General features: G+C 54.2%; 19 protein-coding genes and 1 pseudogene. 13 read left to right on the forward strand and 7 right to left on the reverse strand.

Translation table 11 applies throughout. The features are described 5' to 3' along the window. The first annotated feature begins 184 nt into the window (after positions 1-184). The 7 genes from NNO02_RS15025 to csiE all read left to right on the forward strand — a co-directional run bounded on the left by NNO02_RS15025 (position 185) and on the right by csiE (position 8899). Complete coding sequence (locus tag NNO02_RS15025; protein ID WP_006683457.1) at positions 185-1168, forward strand: autoinducer 2 ABC transporter substrate-binding protein; 984 nt, start codon at positions 185-187, stop codon at positions 1166-1168. A gap of 103 nt (positions 1169-1271) precedes the next feature. Continuing rightward, complete coding sequence (locus NNO02_RS15030) at positions 1272-2780, forward strand: sugar ABC transporter ATP-binding protein (RefSeq protein ID WP_271455143.1); 1509 nt, start codon at positions 1272-1274, stop codon at positions 2778-2780. Further along, positions 2773-3762: an ABC transporter permease gene (locus NNO02_RS15035; protein ID WP_271455144.1), complete on the forward strand. Its 990-nt coding sequence runs from the start codon at positions 2773-2775 to the stop codon at positions 3760-3762. Before NNO02_RS15030 ends, NNO02_RS15035 begins: the two co-directional genes overlap by 8 nt. Before the next feature lies 1 nt (position 3763). After that, positions 3764-4717, forward strand: a complete 954-nt coding sequence (locus NNO02_RS15040) for an ABC transporter permease (RefSeq protein WP_271440682.1) — start codon at positions 3764-3766, stop codon at positions 4715-4717. 17 nt (positions 4718-4734) lie between these two features. Continuing rightward, positions 4735-6372 (forward strand): FGGY-family carbohydrate kinase, encoded by a 1638-nt coding sequence (locus NNO02_RS15045; protein WP_271455145.1) that lies wholly within the window; start codon positions 4735-4737, stop codon positions 6370-6372. Next, the gene (locus NNO02_RS15050) at positions 6369-6971 is read left to right on the forward strand and encodes a KpsF/GutQ family sugar-phosphate isomerase (RefSeq protein WP_271455146.1); all 603 of its coding nucleotides are present in this window, start codon (positions 6369-6371) and stop codon (positions 6969-6971) included. Before NNO02_RS15045 ends, NNO02_RS15050 begins: the two co-directional genes overlap by 4 nt. Positions 6972-7621: 650 nt before the next feature. Next, the gene (csiE, locus tag NNO02_RS15055; RefSeq protein WP_271455147.1) at positions 7622-8899 is read left to right on the forward strand and encodes a stationary phase inducible protein CsiE; all 1278 of its coding nucleotides are present in this window, start codon (positions 7622-7624) and stop codon (positions 8897-8899) included. On the opposite strand, the gene NNO02_RS15060 is transcribed toward csiE, so the two are convergent. From NNO02_RS15060 to hcaR, 3 genes and pseudogenes are all read right to left on the reverse strand, one after another. Continuing rightward, a complete protein-coding gene (locus tag NNO02_RS15060; protein WP_271455148.1) occupies positions 8894-10042 on the reverse strand; it encodes a 3-phenylpropionate MFS transporter in 1149 nt (382 codons plus the stop codon). The genes csiE and NNO02_RS15060 overlap by 6 nt on opposite strands. A gap of 88 nt (positions 10043-10130) precedes the next feature. Next, positions 10131-10370, reverse strand: a pseudogene (locus NNO02_RS15065) (aldose 1-epimerase); the annotation flags it as partial. Between the two features lie 57 nt (positions 10371-10427). Next, positions 10428-11321, reverse strand: a complete 894-nt coding sequence (hcaR, locus tag NNO02_RS15070) for a DNA-binding transcriptional regulator HcaR (RefSeq protein WP_271448627.1) — start codon at positions 11319-11321, stop codon at positions 10428-10430. Positions 11322-11456: 135 nt separating this feature from the next. Here hcaR and hcaE point away from each other — a divergent pair, with 135 nt between their 5' ends. Genes hcaE through hcaD form a run of 5 tightly spaced genes read left to right on the forward strand, consistent with a single transcriptional unit; the run spans position 11457 to position 15674 of the window. Further along, a complete protein-coding gene (gene hcaE, locus NNO02_RS15075; protein WP_271448628.1) occupies positions 11457-12818 on the forward strand; it encodes a 3-phenylpropionate/cinnamic acid dioxygenase subunit alpha in 1362 nt (453 codons plus the stop codon). After that, entirely contained in the window at positions 12815-13333 is a 519-nt protein-coding gene (gene hcaF, locus NNO02_RS15080; protein WP_271455149.1) for a 3-phenylpropionate/cinnamic acid dioxygenase subunit beta, read from the forward strand. The genes hcaE and hcaF overlap by 4 nt, the downstream gene beginning before the upstream one ends. Further along, the gene (gene hcaC / locus NNO02_RS15085; RefSeq protein WP_202038039.1) at positions 13333-13650 is read left to right on the forward strand and encodes a 3-phenylpropionate/cinnamic acid dioxygenase ferredoxin subunit; all 318 of its coding nucleotides are present in this window, start codon (positions 13333-13335) and stop codon (positions 13648-13650) included. The genes hcaF and hcaC overlap by 1 nt, the downstream gene beginning before the upstream one ends. Further along, positions 13650-14462 carry a 3-phenylpropionate-dihydrodiol/cinnamic acid-dihydrodiol dehydrogenase gene (gene hcaB / locus NNO02_RS15090; protein WP_271455150.1) on the forward strand — a complete coding sequence of 271 codons (813 nt, stop codon included), beginning with the start codon at positions 13650-13652 and terminating at the stop codon, positions 14460-14462. Before hcaC ends, hcaB begins: the two co-directional genes overlap by 1 nt. Before the next feature lie 9 nt (positions 14463-14471). Next, entirely contained in the window at positions 14472-15674 is a 1203-nt protein-coding gene (gene hcaD, locus NNO02_RS15095) for a phenylpropionate dioxygenase ferredoxin reductase subunit (protein WP_271455151.1), read from the forward strand. A 92-nt stretch (positions 15675-15766) separates the two neighbouring features. On the opposite strand, the gene glyA is transcribed toward hcaD, so the two are convergent. Continuing rightward, positions 15767-17020, reverse strand: coding sequence for a serine hydroxymethyltransferase (gene glyA, locus NNO02_RS15100; protein WP_003835277.1), 1254 nt, complete (start codon positions 17018-17020; stop codon positions 15767-15769). A gap of 325 nt (positions 17021-17345) precedes the next feature. Between glyA and hmpA the strand changes: the two genes are divergently transcribed. Beyond that, on the forward strand, positions 17346-18536 hold the full coding sequence (gene hmpA / locus NNO02_RS15105; RefSeq protein WP_271455152.1) for an NO-inducible flavohemoprotein: 1191 nt from the start codon (positions 17346-17348) through the stop codon (positions 18534-18536). A 101-nt stretch (positions 18537-18637) separates the two neighbouring features. On the opposite strand, the gene glnB is transcribed toward hmpA, so the two are convergent. From glnB to qseG, 3 genes are read right to left on the reverse strand one after another with little or no spacing between them, the layout of a single operon-like run. Continuing rightward, a complete protein-coding gene (gene glnB / locus NNO02_RS15110) occupies positions 18638-18976 on the reverse strand; it encodes a nitrogen regulatory protein P-II (RefSeq protein ID WP_002914032.1) in 339 nt (112 codons plus the stop codon). 60 nt (positions 18977-19036) lie between these two features. Beyond that, entirely contained in the window at positions 19037-20371 is a 1335-nt protein-coding gene (glrR, locus tag NNO02_RS15115) for a two-component system response regulator GlrR (protein ID WP_305764056.1), read from the reverse strand. Beyond that, positions 20371-21090, reverse strand: a complete 720-nt coding sequence (gene qseG / locus NNO02_RS15120; protein ID WP_271440709.1) for a two-component system QseEF-associated lipoprotein QseG — start codon at positions 21088-21090, stop codon at positions 20371-20373. Before qseG ends, glrR begins: the two co-directional genes overlap by 1 nt. Positions 21091-21092: the final 2 nt, after the last annotated feature.

Below are 21092 nucleotides of genomic sequence, written 5' to 3' on the forward strand. Positions count from 1 at the left end.
AACAAATATAGCGTCAGATAAAATCCAAATCCCATCAAATTTAACCGAAAATTAACTTAAAATTCTCCAACAATTAACAAAAATGGGCGTAGATCACATTCATCAAACTTATGATTCATTCCCTCTTCCATTCGTTGTTAACTTCACGCCGTAACATGCCCTGCCCCCTACTAAAGGTACAACTATGAAATTCAAACTCGCATTACTCAGTGCAACCCTGGTTTCTGCATGCATGTTGTCCGGCACGTCGTTTGCGGCGGAAAAATATGAAATTGCTGTGGTTGCCAAAGTCACCGGTATTCCGTGGTTTAACCGAATGGAAACCGGCGTGAATGAAGCAGCAAAAAAACTCGATGTAAATGCTTACCAGACCGGCCCGTCAACACCAGATCCGGCACAGCAGGTAAAAGTCATTGAGGATCTGATCGCTAAAAACGTGAATGCGATCATCGTGGTTCCTAACGATGCCAAAGTCCTCGAACCCGTACTGAAAAAAGCACGCGATAAAGGCATCGTGGTCCTGACGCACGAATCTCCGGACGAGCACATCGGCCAGTGGGATATCGAAACGATTGATAGTGAAAAATACGCGCAGGCCAACGTCGATGAACTGGCGAAAAATATGGGCGGCAAAGGGGGATATGCTATCTATGTAGGTTCGCTGACCGTGCCGTTGCATAACGCATGGGCTGATTATGCAATTAAGTACCAGAAAGAAAAATATCCGGAGATGTTCGAAGTCACCTCCCGTTTACCCGTCGCGGAAAGCATCGATAAGTCCTATGCCACCACGCTGGATCTGATGAAAACTTACCCGCAGATGAAAGGCATTATCGGTTTCGGCTCACTGGGTCCTATCGGCGCAGGCCAGGCCGTTCAGAAAAAACGCGCCAAGGATAAAATCGCCGTCGTCGGTATCGCAATGCCGGCACAAGCAGCGCCTTACCTGATGCGTGGCGACATCAAAAAAGCGCTGCTGTGGGATCCGAAAGACGCGGGCTACGCGCTGGTAACGGTTGCCGATCAGCTGCTGCAGGGCAAAGAAGTCAACGCCGATTTGAGTATCGATGGTTTAGGGAAAGCCGATATCGACACGGAGAAGAAAGTGATCCGCTTTAACAAGATCCTCGAAGTCACCAAAGACAACGCGCAATCACTCGGTTTCTAAGGCTTTAGCCAACACCAGGGAACCTTAACGCCGACCGTCTGGCCGGCGCTATCTACCAAACTAACACTCAGCGTCCGCGAGGACGCTCGCAGGGGTATTGTCCATGACAGACACCACCGCATTTATCACTCTTGAGAATATCAGCAAACAATTCCCGGGCGTGCTGGCGCTGGATAAGGTGAATTTGACGCTGAAAAAAGGCGAAGTTCACTGTCTGGCGGGTCAAAACGGTTGTGGTAAAAGCACCATTATTAAAGTGATCTCCGGGGTCTATAGCCCTGAAAAAGGCGCACAAATTTTACTCGACGGTAAATTGTTCCATCACCTGACGCCGCAACTCTCTTCCCACTATGGGATTCAGGTTATTTATCAGGATTTGTCGTTGTTTCCCAATTTTAGCGTCGCGGAAAACATCGCGGTCAACCGTTATCTGCCCGGTGGCGATATCTGGGTACGGCGTGGCGCCATGAAACAGCAGGCGCTGGCGGCCATGAAGCGCATCGGTGTGAACATCAATCCCGATAAAAAAGTCGAAAAACTCTCGATTGCCGACCGACAACTGGTCGCTATTTGCCGGGCAATCGCCGCCGATGCCCGGCTGGTCATTATGGACGAGCCCACCGCCTCGCTAACCCGCCAGGAGGTTAATGGCCTGCTGCGGGTAGTTAACGAACTGAAAGCAGCCGGGATTTGCGTGGTGTTTGTCAGCCATCGTCTGGATGAGGTGATGGAAGTGGCGGACCGAATTAGCGTGATGCGCGACGGTAAACTGGTGGGGACATTCCCGGCCAGCGAACTCGACAGCCACGAACTGGCCTTCCTGATGACCGGACAACGCTTCCACTACAGCCCTCTGCCACAAAGGCCAGCCATTGAGCAGGAACCGCTGCTGGAGCTGCGCAATCTCAGCCGTCGGGGCAAATACCAGAACATTAATCTGTCGCTGCACGGCGGCGAGATAGTTTCCATTGTGGGTCTGCTGGGAGCCGGACGTACCGAGCTCTGTCTGAGCCTGTTCGGCATGACGCATCCTGAAAGCGGTGAAATCCGCATTAACGGCCAGCCGGTTACTCTGCGCAATAACCACGATGCCATTAAGCACGGAATCGGCTACGTCTCTGAAGATCGCCTGACGCAGGGGCTTATCATGGAGCAGTCGATCTATGACAACACCATCGTCACGGTATTTGACCAACTGCACACCCGCAGCGGACTGCTCGATCATCGCAAAGCGCAAAAGCTGGTCGCTGACCTGATCCGCGAGCTGAACATTAAAGTCTCCGATCCACATCTGCCGGTCAAAACCCTTTCCGGTGGTAATGCCCAGCGTATCGCCATTGCTAAATGGGTGGCGACCAATCCGCGCATCCTGATCCTCGACTCGCCTACCGTCGGCGTGGATATCGCTAACAAAGAGGGAATTTACCAGATCGCCCGCGACCTGGCGGAACAGGGGATGGCGGTACTGATGATTTGCGATGAAATTCCGGAAGCGTATTACAACAGCCATCGTGTGTTGGTGATGCGCCGCGGCAAGCTGGTAGCGGAATTTAACCCCCATCACTGTCGTGAAGAGGAGATTGCTGAAGTGGTCGAGGTCATCAATGAATAGTCTGCGTTTCTCCCGTTTAATCGGGCAACATGAGTTCTGGCTGGGGCTTCTGGTCGTGGCGCTTGCCGTCGGGCTGAGCATCAGCACCGATGAGTTTTTGTCGCTGGGGAACCTGACGGATGTGGCCACCAGCTACGCGATCCTTGGCATCCTTGCCTGCGGTCTGTTTGTGGTACTGATTTCCGGCGGAATCGACATCTCCTTCCCGGCGATGACCGCCATTGCCCAATACGCGATGGCCAGTTGGGTGATCGGCCACGGCGGCAACTTCGCACTGGCGCTGGCGATTGCGGTTGCAGTGGGTCTGCTGCTCGGACTCATCAACGGTTTCCTGGTCTACTGGCTGCGCGTTCCGGCGATCATCATTACTATCGCCACATTGAACGTTTATTACGGCCTGCTGGTTTACACCACTAAAGGCACCTGGCTGTATGGCTTCCCCGACTGGTTTATGAACGGCATTAACTGGTTCTCGTTCACCGCAGCGGACGGTTACGACTACGGTTTGACCCTGCCCTTGCTGTGTCTGGCTGCGGTGATCATCTTTACCGCCGTACTGATGAACTATACCCGTCTTGGCCGTCAGGTTTACGCCATGGGCGGCAACCGTGATGCGGCCTCGCGTCTGGGACTGAACCTGCTGAAACTGCATTTCTACGTCTATGGCTACATGGGCATTCTGGCGGGCGTTGCCGCCGTGGTGCAGGCACAAATCACTCAGTCTGTGGCCCCCAATTCACTGCTTGGTTTTGAGTTGACGGTGCTGGCGGCGGTGGTGCTCGGCGGAACCAGTATGAGCGGCGGACGCGGTACGTTAACCGGAACCCTGCTCGGCGTGGTCCTGCTGGCCTTCTTACAAAACGGCCTGACGCTGCTCAGCGTCTCCTCTTACTGGCATACCGTGTTCAGCGGCGCCATTATCCTGGTCAGCATCAGCGCCACGGTCTGGAACGAAAAACGCAAACTGGCAAGGGAGCTTTGAGATGAAAACAATCGCCAGATTTTTACCCGGTGATGCCATCATTCGCCTGCAATGCGTCATTATTGTGGTCGTCGCACTGGTCTTCTCGGCCCTGCTCGGCAGCCGTTTTTTCAGCGTCGCTAACTTCCAGTCCATCGGTTCGCAGTTACCGATCCTCGGCATGCTGGCCCTGGGGATGGGCATGACCATGCTGACCGGCGGCATTAACCTGTCGATTATTGCCGGGGCGAACGCCTGCTCGCTGGTGATGGCGGCGATTATCGTCACCCATCCGGATAACCCGCTGTTTCTGGTGCTGGCACTGCTGGCAGGCGCTGCCGTCGCGGTTGCCATTGGTACCCTGAACGGTGCGCTGATCGCCTGGGTCGGTGTATCCCCCATTCTCGCCACGCTCGGCACCATGACGCTTATCTCCGGGCTGAATATTCTGCTGTCTAACGGGACGGTCATCTCCGGCTTCCCGACGGCGATTCAATATCTTGGCAACGCAACGATTGCCGGGGTTCCGGTGGCGCTGTTGCTCTTTTTCCTCGTGGCGATCCTGCTGTGGGTACTGCTCGAACACACCACATTAGGGCGCAGCCTGTATCTCGTCGGCTCCAATGAACAGGCAACCCGCTACAGCGGCGTGAATACCCTACGAGTACAAATTTCCGTGTACGTCATTTCGGCACTGCTCGGCTGGGTCGCCGCCATTCTGATGATGGCGAAATTCAACTCGGCGAAAGCCGGATACGGCGAATCCTACCTGCTGGTCACCATCCTTGCCTCCGTACTCGGCGGCATCAACCCGGATGGCGGCTTCGGGCGCATTATCGGCCTGGTGCTGGCACTTATCGTGCTGCAAATGCTGGAAAGCGGTCTTAACTTGCTGGGGGTCAGTAGCTATCTGACGATGGCGCTGTGGGGCGCGGTGCTGATCCTCTTTATCGCATTACAGAATCGTAAAGCCTGATTTCAGGAGAAAAAATTATGGCAAGTTACTTTATTGGTGTGGATGTCGGAACCGGAAGCGCCAGAGCAGGCGTATTTGATCTTAACGGCAGGATGGTCGGTCAGGCCAGTCGGGCCATCGAGATTTACCGCCCGCAGGCCGATTTTGTTGAGCAGTCCTCCGATAACATCTGGCAGGCAGTGTGTAACGCGGTTCGCGATGCCATCAACCAATCAGATATCAACCCGATTCAGGTGAAAGGGTTAGGCTTTGATGCAACCTGTTCTTTGGTGGTGCTGGATAAAGAGGGTAACCCCCTGACCATCAGTCCCTCCGGACGTAGCGAACAGAATATTATTGTGTGGATGGACCACCGCGCCATTACCCAGGCCGACCGCATCAACGCCCTTCATCATCGGGTACTGGACTACGTCGGCGGCATTATCTCTCCGGAAATGCAGACGCCAAAACTGCTGTGGCTGAAACAGCATATGCCCAATACCTGGGCCAATGCAGGTTACTACTTTGATTTGCCAGACTTCCTCACCTGGCGTGCGACCGGAGACGACACGCGTTCGCTGTGTTCAACGGTCTGCAAATGGACCTATATGGGCCATGAAGACAAATGGGATGCCAGCTACTTCCGCCAGATCGGGCTGGAAGATTTACTGGAGCACGATGCGGCCAAAATTGGCCGCTACGTAAAAACCATGGGTGAACCGCTCGGTCATGGGCTGTCAGCACGCGCCGCCAGCGAAATGGGGCTGATTCCGGGGACGGCAGTCAGCGTATCGATCATCGATGCGCACGCTGGCACCCTCGGCACACTCGGCGCCTGCGGCGTTTCCGGCGAAGTGGCGGATTTCGACCGTCGTGTCGCACTGATTGGCGGTACCTCCACGGGCCATATGGCCATTTCCAAAGAGCCGCGTTTTATCAGCGGCATCTGGGGTCCATACTACTCTGCCGTTCTGCCGGGGTATTGGCTAAATGAAGGCGGGCAATCAGCGACCGGGGCGTTAATCGACCACGTCATTCAGTCGCATCCGTGCTATGAAACACTACTGGCACAGGCGAAATCCCAGGGACAAACCATTTACGAAGTGCTGAATGCGCTGCTGCGTAAAATGGCCGGTGAGCCGGAAGATATCGCGTTCCTGACCCGCGACATGCATATCCTACCCTATTTCCACGGCAACCGCTCACCGCGCGCCAACCCAACGCTCACAGGGGCGATCACCGGGCTGAAGCTATCCCGCACGGCGGAAGATATGGCGTTGCAGTATCTGGCGACTATCCAGGCCATTGCCCTGGGGACACGTCATATTATCGAAACGATGAATCAAAGTGGTTACACCATCGATACCATTATGGCCAGCGGCGGCGGTACAAAGAACCCGATCTTCGTTCAGGAACATGCCAACGCCACGGGTTGCGCAATGTTACTGCCAGAAGAGAGCGAAGCCATGCTGCTGGGTGGCGCGATGATGGGCACCATCGCGGCAGGTGTTTTTGACACCCTCCCGGAAGCGATGTCGGCGATGAGTCGTATTGGTAAGACGGTCACCCCACAAACTAACCGTATTAAGCAGTACTACGATCGCAAGTACCGGGTATTCCACGAGATGTATCAGGACCACATGAAATACCGCGAGCTGATGCAGGAGGACGCATGAGTAACGCCTGGTCTCAGGCCACCAGCGTATTTCAGCTCTATAGCGATGCCCTGGCGAGTCTGGGGCAGCATCTGACTGAACCTGTCTGGCAGTCGTTGATGGCGGAGCTGTGCGGTTGCCGGGGGAAAATCGTCGTCACCGGCGTCGGCACCTCCGGCATTGCCGCGCGTAAAGTGGCGCATATGCTTGCCTGCGTGGAGCGTCCGGCGATTTACCTTAATGCCACCGACGCCGCACATGGCGATCTCGGTTTTTTACGCGCCGACGATCTGGTCATCATGCTGTCACGCGGGGGCAATTCCGATGAGCTCACCCGGCTGCTACCCGGACTGGCAGCGAGAAATGTGCCCATCCTGAGCATCACTGAAAACGCCGATTCAGCCATTGCTAAAGCATCGAGACTGGTGATATCCACCGGCGTCCAGCGCGAAGCCGATCCGCTAAACATGCTGGCGACCACGTCAATAATGCTGGTACTGGCAATCTTTGACGCCGCCTGCGCCTGCCTGATGAGCGAAAGCGGCTACTCAAAAGAGACGCTGTTATCTGTGCATCCAGGCGGTGATGTGGGATTAACGCTGAGCCGTGGGCAGGCGTGATGGAGAACATGTGATTCCGGCTCAGGGTTCCGTTCACCTCAGCGCTATGACTTTCAGCTATATCCTTTTTGCTGTTCAAACATGTTCAAATAAAAATACAGATGGTCAGGCGGGGCTGGTCCGGCTGAAAATTGCCGACGTGTTTCCGTAAGGCCGGGAGAGCCAGCATGGATGCTGGCTCAGGGCGCGCTTTACAGGGACGTTACATCGCGCCCGGCCCGGTAGCCTGGAGGAATAAGCGGAGGGAACCGCGGAGCGGCAATTTTCCCGCCAGGAGCCGGGATTGTTAAGGGTGCGGCGATAGCACCCTTAACACGTTCACTGGCGTTCAGTGTACAGAGAAGCGATGAACATGAGGTGAACGGAACCTTTCTCTGAAAAAACATATTCATTATGCTCCACCAACCTATGTTGATGCTGAAGCGTTAACATAACGTCATTGCGCAAAATGCCGATTTTTTTATATCTCAACAAAAGATAAAACAGTGAAAAAGCGGATTAACGCGCTGCGTTCAACTACCGCTATCTGTTCCGCACGTTAAAAATTCTGTGACGCTCTCCAGCATTCCTGGCGGAAAGCATTCCATTCTCCATTTCAATAAGCAAACTTTAGCTATTCTTATCAAACATACTTACGGGAGATCCTACAGATGATGTCAACGCTTGCCCCACCATCTGTACTATCCGCTCCCCAGCGCCGTTGTCAGGTGCTTCTGACGCTTTTCCTGCCAGGGCAAGTTGCCACTGCGCAGACTTTCAGCACGCTGAACGGGGTCGATGATGCCACGGTTCGGGAAGATATTATCGGTGCCGGACTCGAAATCCAGCGCTATCACCGACTCGCCATTACCACCGCTCATAATGGACATTATGCAATAGAAGGAACCCCGCTCAATCAGCGTCTGTGTCTGTTACAGTGGCTGCGCCGTGGCCTGCGGATTTGTCCAACATTTATTGCCCAGCAGTTTACCCCGGCGTTAAAAATGGAACTTAAGCAACGTGGTATTGCGCGAACGCTGTATGACGACACCAATCTGCATGCGCTGATCAACCTGTGTTCCCGACGCTTGCAGAAGCCGTTTGAGTGCCGTGATATCCAGTTCCTGCGGCTTTATTTACAGTACTGCCTGCTACAGCATCACGCAGGGATCACCCCGGAGTTTAATCCTCTGCAACAACGCTGGGCGCAAGCTTGTGCCGAATACCCACTCGCTGAGGAAATAGGCCGCCACTGGCAACGGCACGTTATGCAGAGTGCGCCGCTGGGGGAATCGCTGTTTATGGCGCTGCTGTTTTCGATGATCCGCATCCCCGACCCGATTCGCGATAACCACCAACAGGATCGTCGTCTGCGCCTTGAGATTGCCCGGTTAGTGCTGCGTTTTCGTGAATATGGCAACGTCCGCTTCAGCGATGAACAGGGGCTAAATGACCAACTGTATGTACATCTGGCTCAAGCACTGAACCGCAGTCTGTTCGCCATTGGTATTGATAACACCCTGCCGGAAGAGTTCAGTCGGCTGTATCCCCGGTTAGTACGCACCACGCGTGAAGCGTTACACGGATTCGAAGAGGAATACGATGTGCGTTTTTCCGAGGAAGAGACTGGGCTCGTGGCCGTCATTTTCGGCGCCTGGCTGATGCAGGAAAAGGATTTACACGAGAAGCAGATAATCCTGCTGACCGGCAATAACGAACAACGTGAGGCACATATAGAGCAACAGCTGCGGGAACTGACGCTGCTGCCGCTCAATGTAAAGCATATGCCAATGCAGGACTTTCAAAAAGAAGGTTCACCGCGTGGTGTGGCGCTGATTATTACACCGTACACCACGCCGCTACCGCTGTTTTCACCACCGTTGATTCATGCGGACCTGGCGCTTACGCAACATCAGCAGCAGCAGATCCGCAAAATCCTCGAATCATGATGCCGCTGGTTGCGCCACCACTTTTGGTCGCAAGACAATCGCGGGAAGCGCCACCAGCGCCATCACCCAGAATACGCCACTGCCCAGATTTTGATACAGGTAGCCGGCGAACACGGTCATGATGGCGATACTCCCCCCCATCGCCACCGCGGAATAAACCGCCTGCAAACGAATGACTTCGCTGCCCTGCCGCGTCGCGATATAGCGCATCGCCGCCAGGTGACAGACGGTAAAGGTTCCGCAATGCAGGATCTGCACCACAATCAGCCACGGCAGTTCGGTACTCCAGCCCATCAATCCCCAACGCACCACGCCGCAAACGGCAGAGAGCAGCAGCAGATCGCGAGCGCTAAAGCGGCGGAATAGCTTGTGGCTGAGCGCAAAAATAATCACTTCCGCCACCACACCGAGCGACCATAAGTACCCTACCGCCGAGGCAGAATATCCAGCCGACTGCCAGTAGAGGGCGCTAAAACCGTAATAGGCCGCATGAGCCCCTTGCAGCAGGCTTACGCAGGCGAGAAAACGCCAGCTTTGGGCTATCAACGTGCGCCAGGCTGGCCATCCCGCACTCTCCTGCTGACGGTTTTCCCCCACAGGCTGAACGCTCGGGCGGATCATCATCCCCAGCAGCATCGACGCGACCCCAAGCGACAACAGTACAAGGATCATCCGGTAATCAAACAGGCTCACCAGTTTACCGGTTAGCGCGGAGCCGATGACAAATGCCACGGACCCCCACAGGCGCACCCGACCATAATCCATGGTTATTTGTTTTTGCCAGGTGTTGGCCAGCGCGTCGGTCAGCGGCACCAGCGGTGAGAAAAACAGGTTAAAACCGACCATCACCACCATCAGCCACGCCACGTTAGTGCCCGCCCAGAAAGCCAGCGCAAAGACCAGCGTCAGGAGCGCCAGGATACGCAAAGCAGAGATCAGGCGAGAGGGATCGCTCACGCGTGGCGCAATCAGCAAACTCCCCAGAAAACGAGCAATCAGCCCAGCGCCCAGCAGCACACCAATGGTTTCCGGCGTCAGCCCCAACCCTTCGAGCCAGACGCTCCAGAAAGGCAGAAAAATACCGTAGCTAAAGAAATAGGTGAAATAACTGAGCGCCAGCCAGCGCGTGGAATGCAGAGCCATGAATCCCTCCCGTTTGGAGGCGATAGTCTGGCGACAAACGCAGGCTGGCGCAAGAGAGCATTAACAGACAAATAACATGATTTTCGCCCTATTCGATACAAATTTGCAGCGAAAAATGGCAACGCTCCCCCTGAGCCAGAACCTGCAATCCCGGCTGTCCCTGCATGTGGTGGGCATTTACCGGATGCGTCTGCGGCTCAAGATACAAGAACGACTCACCCGACATTCTGAACAGCATCAACCATGGAGTTTGCGCTAAAATCGTGACCTTTATCACATCGCGTTGAATGACGGCCCGCCCACTCCAGCCCGAATAGCCAACGTTGAGCCGCTGATGGGGATTGGCTATCTGTATGTGGAATCACAACTGAGCGAGCTGTAACGATTACTCCGTCAGACTCACCTCTAAACGTTCCTGTACCGTGGCGATAAAATCAGCAAGCGCGGGTTTTATCGTCCCCTTTTTCCACGCCATCAGCAGTGAAATGGTCGGGATATCGCCGACAATTGGCCGGAAAACCACCTGACCGGTATTAAAATTATTCATATAACCGGGTATCAAAGTTACCCCCAGTCCCATACCGACCAGGTTCATGGTCACCAGAATATTGGTAGCCATCTGTACAATATTGGGCTGGCTTTTTTGCTGCTGGAACCAGTTTTTGACAATCATCGCTAACGCACCGGAATAAGCAGGATCGGTGCTGACAAAATTTACACCGTTCAGTTGCTGTGCCGATATTGCCTTTTCACTGGCTAACGGATGGTTAGCCGGTAGCACCACCACCAGCGGCTCATGGAAAAGTTCCAGATAGTCCAGTTCCGGGCTGTAAACCGGATGGCGCATTAAGCCCACATCCAGCTCCCCACGCAGGATCTTCTCTTCCTGTTCCGTAGTTATCAGACTCACCAATTCAATGTGTGTATCCGGTTGTTTTAAACGAAACAAAGGCAGCACCTTAGGCAGCAGATTTACCTCTGCTGAAGGAACAAAACCAATTGTAAAATGCTTATCTTCCTGCACCGTTTTACGGGCGCGAATTTTCGCGCTCTCCGCCTGTTCGAGGATAGCCAGCGCATCCTGTAAAAAGCACTCTCCCGCCGCTGTCAGAGCCACTTTTCGCTTATCGCGTACCAGCAACGGAACACCCACACAGGCCTCCAGATCGCGGATCTGGCTGCTCAACGACGGCTGAGAGGTATGCAGCTTTTCTGCCGCACGGGTGAAATTCAGCGCCTGCGCCACCGCGACAAAATAGCGTAAGTGCCTCAGTTCCATGCCCTTCTCCTTGTTATCGAAAAAATGTCTCAACTGGTAGAAATTTACTATTTCACAGATTGATAACTAACCAGCAACATCCTTATGGCACAAAAAAAGAAGGTCAATACATCTTAGCTTTCAGGATTAAAAAATATGACCACACCCTCAAATTTAGACATCTACCAACTGATTGATACCCAAAACGGTCGCGTAACGCCACGGATTTATACCGACCCTGAAATTTACCAACTGGAGCTGGAACGGATCTTCGGACGCTGCTGGTTATTCCTCGCGCACGAAAGCCAAATTCCAAAACCGGGTGACTTTTTTAACACCTACATGGGCGAGGATGCGGTCGTGGTGGTGCGTCAGAAAGACGGCAGCATCAAAGCCTTTCTCAACCAATGCCGCCACCGCGCAATGCGGGTCAGTTACGCCGACTGCGGTAACACCCGTGCCTTTACCTGCCCATATCACGGCTGGTCATACGGTATTAACGGCGAGCTCATCGATGTCCCGCTGGAGCCACGCGCTTACCCACAAGGGTTGTGCAAATCTCACTGGGGCCTGAACGAAGTACCCGGCGTTGAGAGCTACAAGGGGCTGATCTTCGGCAACTGGGACACCAGTGCACCTGCGCTACGCGATTATCTCGGCGACATCGCCTGGTATCTGGACGGCGTGCTTGATCGTCGCGAAGGCGGCACTGAAATCGTCGGTGGTGTACAAAAGTGGACTATTGACTGTAACTGGAAATTCCCCGCCGAGCAGTTTGCCAGCGACCAATATCACGCCCTGTTTAGCCATGCATCTGCCGTCCAGGTACTGGGCGCGAAAGATGACGGCAGTGATAAACGCCTGGGGGACGGACAAACCGCCCGTCCAGTGTGGGAAACCGCCAAAGATGCGCTGCAATTCGGTCAGGACGGTCACGGCAGCGGATTTTTCTTTACTGAGAAGCCCGATGCCAACGTCTGGGTCGACGGTGAAGTCTCCAGCTACTATCGCGATACCTATGCAGAGGCCGAACAGCGGCTGGGCAAAGTTCGCGCTCTGCGACTGGCGGGCCATAACAATATCTTCCCAACGCTGTCATGGCTAAACGGTACTGCCACGCTGCGTGTCTGGCATCCACGTGGACCCGATCAGGTAGAAGTGTGGGCATTTTGTATTACCGATAAGGCCGCTTCAGATGACGTCAAAGCGGCATTTGAAAACAGCGCTACCCGTGCCTTCGGCCCGGCTGGGTTCCTTGAGCAGGATGATTCAGAAAACTGGTGTGAAATTCAAAAGCTGCTGAAAGGCCACCGGGCGCGCAATACCAAACTGTGTCTGGAGATGGGATTGGGCCAGGAAAAACGCCGTGAAGACGGTATTCCGGGGATCACCAACTACATCTTCTCAGAAACCGCCGCGCGCGGCATGTACCAGCGTTGGGCCGATCTGCTCAGTAGCGAAAGCTGGCAGGAAGTGCATGAGAAAACCGCCGCTTACCAGCAGGAGGTGATGAAATGAGTACCTTAGTCTCCCTGGAGCTTCATCATCGCATTGCGCAGTTTCTCTACCATGAGGCCAGCCTGCTGGATGACTGGAAGTTTCGCGACTGGCTGGCACAACTGGGCGACGACATTCGCTACACCATGCGTACCACAGTCAATGCCCAGACCCGCGATCGTCGCAAAGGCGTGCAGCCGCCGACGACGTGGATTTTCAATGACAACAAAGATCAGCTTGAGCGCCGGATCGCCCGCCTCGAAACCGGTATGGCCTGGGCGGAAGAGCCGCCATCGCGCACTCGTCATCTGATCAGCAACCTGCAGATCAGCGAAACGGGCCAACCCGACGTGTTCGCGGTGCGCCTTAACTACCTGCTGTACCGCGCGCAAAAAGAGCGAGATGAAACCTTTTACGTTGGCATGCGCGTAGACAAAGTCCGTCGTCTGCCGGGTGATGAGTGGCGTTTACTGGAGCGTGAGATCGTGCTGGATCAGGCGGTGATCACCTCCCATAACCTGAGTGTCCTGTTCTGATGAGCCGTATTTATGCCTGCCCCGTAGGGGATTTGCCGGAGGGTGAAGCTCTCCGGCTCGACACGTCGCCCGTCATCGCGCTGTTTAACGTCGGCGGCGAGTTTTATGCCATTAACGATCGCTGCAGCCACGGCAATGCCTCGATGTCGGAAGGTTATCTGGAAGACGATGCCACCGTGGAATGCCCGCTGCATGCGGCCAGTTTTTGTCTGAAAACCGGCAAAGCGCTATGCCTGCCCGCCACCGATCCGCTGACTACCTATGCCGTGTATGTGGAAGGTAGTGATGTGTTTGTTGATATTCCCGGAGGGGCCTGATGAGCGATTTACGCGACAACATCATCTTTATTACTGGCGGTGGTTCTGGCCTCGGTCTGGCTCTGGTCGAACGCTTTATCGAAGAAGGTGCAAAAGTTGCCACGCTGGAACTGTCGACAGCTAAGGTCGCCAGCTTGCGCCAGCGCTTTGGCGAACACGTGCTGGCGGTAGAAGGGAATGTCACCTGTTATGCCGACTATCAGCGGGCGGTGGATCAGATCCTCACGACGTTCGGCAAGCTGGACTGCTTTATCGGTAATGCCGGGATTTGGGATCATAATGCTTCGCTGATCAGTACCTCCGCCGAGGCGCTGGAAAGCGGCTTTCATGAGTTGTTCAACGTTAACGTGCTGGGCTATCTGCTGGGTGCGAAAGCCTGCGCACCGGCACTTATTGCCAGCGAAGGCAGTATCATTTTTACCCTTTCCAATGCCGCATGGTATCCCGGCGGCGGCGGCCCGTTGTATACCGCAAGCAAGCACGCCGCAACTGGACTCATTCGTCAGTTAGCCTACGAATTAGCACCGAAAGTTCGTGTCAACGGCGTAGGGCCGTGCGGTATGGCAACCGACCTACGCGGGCCGCAGGCGTTGGGTCAGAACGATACATCAATTATGCAATCACTGACGCCGGAAAAAATCGCCGCTATCCTGCCGCTGCAGTTTTTCCCTGATCCGGCAGATTTTACCGGTCCATACGTGATGCTGGCATCAAAGCGCAACAACCGTACGTTGAGCGGCGTGATGATCAATGCCGATGCTGGCCTGGGTATTCGCGGTATTCGCCACGTTGCCGCCGGACTGGATCTCTGAGGAGGCGTTATGCACAACAAAATTATTGCTATCGTCGGCGGTGGACAGGCCGCAGCGATGGCGGCGGTAGCACTGCGCCAGCAAGGGTTTGACGGCGAGATACATCTGTTCTCCAATGAGCCGCATCTGCCGTACGAACGCCCTCCATTGTCCAAAGCCATGCTGCTGGACGACACCCCGCAGCTACAGCCGGTACTCAACGCGGCCTGGTGGCAGGAAAATAATGTTCATCTGCATCTGAACGTGACTATCCAGACGCTCGGTCGCCAGACACATCAGCTCGAGCTGGCTGACGGCCAGGTTTATCCGTGGGATCAGCTACTGATTGCCACGGGAGCGGCTGCCCGCCCTCTTCCACTGCTGGATAAACTGGGCGATCGCTGCTTTACCCTGCGCCACGCAGACGACGCGACTCGTCTGCGAGATGCATTACTCCCCGGTAAATCGATTGTGATTATCGGGGCGGGCACCATTGGTCTGGAACTGGCGGCCAGTGCGACCCAGCGCGGCTGCCGGGTAACGGTAGTGGAGCAGGCACCAACGGTGATGGGCCGCAATGCGCCTGCCCCAGTGCGTGACTATCTGCTAGCACGCCACCAACAGGCGGGTGTGCAGGTACGGCTCAACAGCACCATCGAGCACGTCGAAAGCGGTGAGTTACTTACCCTGACGCTGCAAAATGGTGAAAGCGTCACTGCCGATGCGGTGATCTACGGAATTGGTATCGTGGCGAATGACGCACTGGCCCGCGATGCAGGACTGGAGACGGCGAACGGCATTATCGTTGATACCGCTTGTACCACCTCCGATCCGGCGATTTTTGCTGCCGGCGACGTGGCACTGACGTATCAGCCCGACGGTTCATTGGCGCGTGTCGAAAGCTGGGAAAATGCCAATATTCAGGCACAAATTGCCGCTGCCGCAATGCTCAATTTACCGTTGCCGGAGAAGACACCTGGCTGGTTCTGGACTGACCAATACCAGGATAATTTGCAGTTTATTGGCGAAATGCAGGGAGATAGCTGGCTTGTGCGCGGTGATGCTGATGCGCAGAAAGCGATATGGTTTAACCTGCAGGATGGCGTGATAGTCGGCGCAGTAACGTTGAATCAGGGACGAGAAATACGTTTATTGAGGAAATGGATTCAGGCCAGGAAAAAGCCGCCAATGGCGGCTTTAGTCGATGAAGCAATCGTGCTTAAGTCGATATAACGGCTGGAGGATACTGCGTTTATCCGGCCTACAAATCACTCGTATGTAGGCCGGATAAGGTGTTTACACCGCCATCCGGCAATCCGTATTACTTACGCGTAAACCGGGAAGCGTGCACAGATATCCAGCACTTTACCTTTCACACGCTCAATAACAGCTTCGTCATTGATGTTGTCCAGAACGTCACACATCCAGCCAGCCAGTTCTTTCACTTCTGCTTCTTTAAAGCCACGACGAGTCACAGCCGGAGAACCAATGCGGATACCAGAAGTCACAAACGGGCTCTTCGGATCGTTCGGCACGCTGTTTTTGTTAACGGTGATGTTAGCACGGCCCAACGCGGCGTCAGCTTCTTTACCAGTCAGGTTTTTATCAACCAGATCCAGCAGGAACAGGTGGTTTTCAGTACCGCCAGAAACCACTTTGTAACCACGGTTCAGGAACACTTCCACCATCGCTTTGGCGTTTTTAGCAACCTGCTGCTGGTAAACTTTGAACTCTGGCTCCATCGCTTCTTTCAGCGCTACCGCTTTTGCCGCGATAACATGCATCAGCGGGCCGCCCTGCGCACTTGGGAACACCGCGGAGTTCAGTTTTTTGTACAGCTCTTCGTCACCGCCTTTCGCCAGGATCAGACCGCCACGCGGACCCGCCAGGGTTTTGTGGGTGGTGGTGGTCACAACGTGTGCGTGTGGAACCGGGTTCGGATAAACGCCTGCGGCAATCAGACCCGCAACGTGCGCCATGTCAACAAACAGATATGCGCCGATGCTGTCGGCGATTTCGCGCATTTTTGCCCAGTCAACCACACCGGAATAAGCAGAGAAGCCGCCGATGATCATCTTCGGTTTGTGCTCTTTGGCCTGCTTAGCCATGTCTTCGTAGTCAATTTTACCGGACTCATCAATACCGTAAGGAATGATGTTGTACAGTTTGCCGGAGAAGTTTACCGGGGAACCGTGAGTCAGGTGGCCGCCTTGTGCCAGGTTCATACCCAGAACGGTATCACCCGGTTGCAGCAGTGCGGTATAAACAGCGAAGTTAGCCTGAGAACCTGAGTGCGGTTGGACGTTAGCGTAATCAGCACCAAACAGCTCTTTCGCGCGGTCGATCGCCAGTTGCTCAACGATATCAACGTATTCGCAACCGCCGTAATAGCGCTTGCCCGGATAACCTTCAGCGTATTTGTTGGTCAGCTGAGAACCCTGTGCCTGCATCACGCGCGGGCTGGTGTAGTTTTCGGAGGCGATCAGTTCGATGTGCTCTTCCTGACGTACTTTTTCCTGCTCCATAGCCTGCCACAGTTCGGCATCATAATCGGCAATGTTCATTTCACGCTTTAACATCCGCATCTCCTGACTCAGCTAACAATAGAATTTCGGCCTAAAAAGGTTGTCCCTAGGACTTCGGCCAACAGTATAACCGAATCATTCTTCGATAACAGGTCTTGACAAAGGATTTTACGCAAACGATTACCTTCGCGGTACACAAGGCTTTTTGGAACAAAGCTCTGCTGAATTTCAACGGATTTCTTTTCAGGTTTGTGATGCAGATTTTTCACGTTGTAACCTTTACAACGCAAAGTTACAAAGAACCATTTACAATGCAGGGGTATTTTTTATAAGATGCATTTGACATACATCATTAAAGTCTCAGATAAAGGAAGACCGTATGCTTGACGCACAAACCATCGCTACAGTGAAAGCCACCATTCCCTTGCTGGTTGAAACAGGTCCGAAACTGACCGCTCATTTCTACGATCGCATGTTTACGCATAACCCAGAGCTGAAAGAAATTTTCAACATGAGTAACCAGCGTAATGGCGATCAGCGCGAAGCGTTGTTTAACGCCATTGCCGCGTATGCCAGCAATATCGAAAACCTGCCAGCGCTACTGCCAGCGGTCGAGAAAATCGCCCAGAAGCATACCAGCTTCCAGATTAAACCCGAGCAGTACAACATCGTGGGTGGTCATCTGTTGGCAACGCTGGATGAAATGTTCAGCCCAGGCCAGGAAGTGCTGGATGCGTGGGGCAAAGCGTATGGGGTGCTGGCTAACGTCTTTATCAACCGTGAGGCGCAAATCTACAGCGAAAATGCCAGCAAAAATGGCGGCTGGGAAGGCACCCGCCCTTTCCGCATCGTGGCCAAAACCCCGCGTAGCGCGTTAATCACCAGCTTTGAGTTTGAACCGGTCGACGGCGGTGCGGTCGCGGAATACCACCCGGGGCAGTATCTGGGCGTCTGGCTGAAGCCAGAAGGCTTCCCGCATCAGGAGATTCGTCAGTACTCGCTGACCCGCAAACCGGATGGTAAGGGCTACCGTATTGCCGTTAAGCGTGAAGACGGTGGTCAGGTCTCAACCTGGCTGCACAACCACGCGAACGTCGGCGACATCGTCCATTTAGCCGCACCGGCGGGTGATTTCTTTATGGATGTTTCCACCGATACTCCGGTATCGCTGATTTCCGCAGGCGTAGGTCAGACCCCAATGCTGGCCATGCTGGACACGCTGGCAAAAGCGCATCATACGGCGCAGGTTAACTGGTTCCACGCGGCAGAAAATGGTGACGTGCATGCCTTTGCCGATGAAGTGAATGAACTAGGCAAAACGCTGCCACGCTTTAGCGCACACACCTGGTATCGTGAGCCAACCGAAGCCGATCGCGCGAAAGGTGCGTTTGATAGCGTTGGGCTGATGGATCTGAATAAACTGGAAGGCGCTATCAGTGACCCGGCGATGCAGTTCTACCTGTGCGGCCCGGTTGGCTTTATGCAATTTGCTGCAAAGCAACTGGTCGGTCTGGGTGTGAAAAACGAAAACATTCATTACGAATGCTTCGGCCCACATAAAGTCTTGTAATTAAGTCAGCGAGTAGGCCGGATAAGGCGTATACGCCGTCATCCGGCAATCACTCTGCCTGATGCACTACGCTTATCAGGCCTACAAATTAACGGCGCGGCTTAGATTGCCGCGTCGTCTTCTTCGCCAGTACGGATACGAATAACACGCGCCACATCGAAGACAAAAATCTTACCGTCGCCGATTTTGCCGGTCTGGGCAGTACGAATAATCGTGTCGACACAGGTATCAACAATATCGTCGGTAACCACGATTTCAATTTTTACCTTCGGCAGAAAATCCACCATATATTCCGCGCCACGGTACAACTCGGTGTGGCCTTTCTGACGGCCAAACCCCTTCACTTCTGTCACCGTCATACCGGTAATGCCGACTTCTGCCAGCGCTTCGCGGACATCGTCCAGCTTGAAGGGTTTAATAATCGCATCAATCTTTTTCATGCTATTCCTTGAAAAGGTCGCCTGTCTTTTGATCAAATAAAGCTAACATAATCCGCAGATTTATTCTTTGAAATCGTTTGCATCAAGTTCATGACGAGAGAGCAACTTGTAGAATTCTGTGCGATTGCGTCCCGCCATTCGTGCAGCATGGGTAACATTGCCTTTGGTGATTTGCAGTAGCTTACGCAAGTAGTTGAGCTCAAACTGGTTGCGCGCTTCAACAAAGGTTGGCAGCGCCGTATTTTCACCTTCCAGCGCCTGCTCTACCAGCGCGTCACTGATCACCGGCGAAGAGGTTAACGCCACGCACTGTTCAATCACGTTGACTAACTGACGCACGTTGCCCGGCCAACTGGCGGTCATTAAACGTTTCATCGCATCAGTCGAAAAAGCACGGACAAACGGTTTGTGCCGTTCGGCTGACTGACGCAGCAGATGGTTTGCCAGCAGTGGTATATCTTCTGTACGCTCGGCCAGCGCCGGGATCTTCAGACTTACCACGTTGAGACGGTAATAGAGATCCTCACGAAATTCGCCCCGCGCCATGGCTTTGGGCAGGTCGCGGTGCGTTGCAGAAACAATCCGCACATCAATGTCGATATCACGATTGCTACCGAGCGGACGAACTTTACGCTCCTGCAATACGCGCAGCAATTTAACCTGTAACGGCGCGGGCATATCGCCTATTTCGTCGAGAAATAACGTCCCGCCTTCTGCTGCCTGAAACAAACCTTCACGATTACTCACCGCTCCGGTAAAGGCACCGCGCGCATGACCAAAAAGCTCTGATTCCAGCAGTTGTTCCGGCAACGCCCCACAGTTTATGGCGATAAAGGGCTTGTGGCTGCGCGGACTGGCGTTGTGAATCGCTTGGGCAAACACCTCTTTCCCGGTGCCGCTCTGCCCGTTGATCAATACGCTGACATCCGATTGCGCGACCATCCGCGCCTGTTCTAACAAACGCAGCATTAACGGGCTACGGGTAACAATTGATTCACGCCAGCTATCATCAGTAGCAGGCGCGGACTGTTCCAGCGCACCGTCAATCGCTTTGTATAGCGCGTCTTTATCGACCGGCTTGGTGAGAAAGCTGAAAACGCCCTGCTGCGTTGCCGCGACAGCATCGGGAATGGAGCCGTGCGCAGTCAGGATAATGACCGGCATCCCCGGCTGCACTTTCTGGATTTCAGTGAACAGCTGCATGCCGTCCATTTCATCCATGCGCAGGTCGCTAATGACCAGATCCACTTTTTCACGATTCAGTACCCGTAATCCTTCCTGCCCACTTTCTGCAGTTACGACGCTGTAACCTTCACTGGTCAGCCGCATACCGAGCAATTTCAACAGCCCCGGATCGTCATCGACGAGCAGCAGATGCGCGGGCTTGCGGCTTATCATGGCGTGACCTCCCCATCATCAGGCGTCGTGAGCTTATCAGTACCGTGCAACGCATCGGGATTGTAGCTGCCGGCAGGTTTACGGGTGGACAGTTGTCGTTCAATATCGGTCAGGTTTTCCAGCTTACGGGTGGTGAGATCGAGCTGGCTCTGCAAATTCTGTTGCTGTTGGCGCAGCGCATCAAGATCGCTGTCAGATGACTGCTGAAGTTTACTGTAGCGCATACGTTCTTCTGCAAGCTGTAACTGCAGCGTTTGACTACTGCGCCAGACCTGATAAAGCGGACGTACCTGGGCCGGAATTTGCGGGCTTAGCGCATCCAGACGGGTCATTATTTCACGCCTTTCAGGCGGTGTAATGTGGGCGCCATCAAGCAGGATCCCACGCTTAAAAGCACCCTGCCAGGTATCCGTGAGTTGGGTACTGGCTTCACTGCGTGCCTGAACAGGCATCAGGCGATCGGCACAATCCATGGTTCGCAACCAGTAGAGCGGGTTGGTATCTGTGGACTGGCCCGATAGCGACCAGATATCCGTACATTCGGTGGCAAGGTAATCAGCGAGTTGATGCGGCGGGATTTTCTCCTGCGAAGGATCGCCGATAATGTGATTCACCGCGTTGGGAACGCAGCCGACCAGCGCCAGGCATGGCAGACTTGCGAGTAAGACGCGGCGAATAAAATCTCGTTTAAGCATTCGGGCAACAACGTGTGGCATAC

This window comes from Citrobacter sp. Awk 2, from assembly GCF_028069815.1.
In the GTDB taxonomy this organism is placed as follows: Bacteria; Pseudomonadota; Gammaproteobacteria; order Enterobacterales; family Enterobacteriaceae; genus Citrobacter.

Excerpts from the sequence above, each read along its gene's own strand:
- hcaR (WP_271448627.1), bottom strand. The coding sequence starts at position 11,321 with ATGGAACTGAGGCACTTACGCTATTTTGTCGCGGTGGCGCAGGCGCTG.
- NNO02_RS15050 (WP_271455146.1), top strand. The coding sequence starts at position 6,369 with ATGAGTAACGCCTGGTCTCAGGCCACCAGCGTATTTCAGCTCTATAGC.
- hcaB (WP_271455150.1), top strand. The coding sequence starts at position 13,650 with ATGAGCGATTTACGCGACAACATCATCTTTATTACTGGCGGTGGTTCT.
- csiE (WP_271455147.1), top strand. The coding sequence starts at position 7,622 with ATGATGTCAACGCTTGCCCCACCATCTGTACTATCCGCTCCCCAGCGC.
- NNO02_RS15035 (WP_271455144.1), top strand. The coding sequence starts at position 2,773 with ATGAATAGTCTGCGTTTCTCCCGTTTAATCGGGCAACATGAGTTCTGG.
- hcaE (WP_271448628.1), top strand. The coding sequence starts at position 11,457 with ATGACCACACCCTCAAATTTAGACATCTACCAACTGATTGATACCCAA.
- glnB (WP_002914032.1), bottom strand. The coding sequence starts at position 18,976 with ATGAAAAAGATTGATGCGATTATTAAACCCTTCAAGCTGGACGATGTC.
- NNO02_RS15025 (WP_006683457.1), top strand. The coding sequence starts at position 185 with ATGAAATTCAAACTCGCATTACTCAGTGCAACCCTGGTTTCTGCATGC.
- hcaD (WP_271455151.1), top strand. The coding sequence starts at position 14,472 with ATGCACAACAAAATTATTGCTATCGTCGGCGGTGGACAGGCCGCAGCG.
- NNO02_RS15030 (WP_271455143.1), top strand. The coding sequence starts at position 1,272 with ATGACAGACACCACCGCATTTATCACTCTTGAGAATATCAGCAAACAA.
- NNO02_RS15040 (WP_271440682.1), top strand. The coding sequence starts at position 3,764 with ATGAAAACAATCGCCAGATTTTTACCCGGTGATGCCATCATTCGCCTG.
- hcaF (WP_271455149.1), top strand. The coding sequence starts at position 12,815 with ATGAGTACCTTAGTCTCCCTGGAGCTTCATCATCGCATTGCGCAGTTT.
- NNO02_RS15045 (WP_271455145.1), top strand. The coding sequence starts at position 4,735 with ATGGCAAGTTACTTTATTGGTGTGGATGTCGGAACCGGAAGCGCCAGA.
- glyA (WP_003835277.1), bottom strand. The coding sequence starts at position 17,020 with ATGTTAAAGCGTGAAATGAACATTGCCGATTATGATGCCGAACTGTGG.
- qseG (WP_271440709.1), bottom strand. The coding sequence starts at position 21,090 with ATGCCACACGTTGTTGCCCGAATGCTTAAACGAGATTTTATTCGCCGC.
- hcaC (WP_202038039.1), top strand. The coding sequence starts at position 13,333 with ATGAGCCGTATTTATGCCTGCCCCGTAGGGGATTTGCCGGAGGGTGAA.
- hmpA (WP_271455152.1), top strand. The coding sequence starts at position 17,346 with ATGCTTGACGCACAAACCATCGCTACAGTGAAAGCCACCATTCCCTTG.
- NNO02_RS15060 (WP_271455148.1), bottom strand. The coding sequence starts at position 10,042 with ATGGCTCTGCATTCCACGCGCTGGCTGGCGCTCAGTTATTTCACCTAT.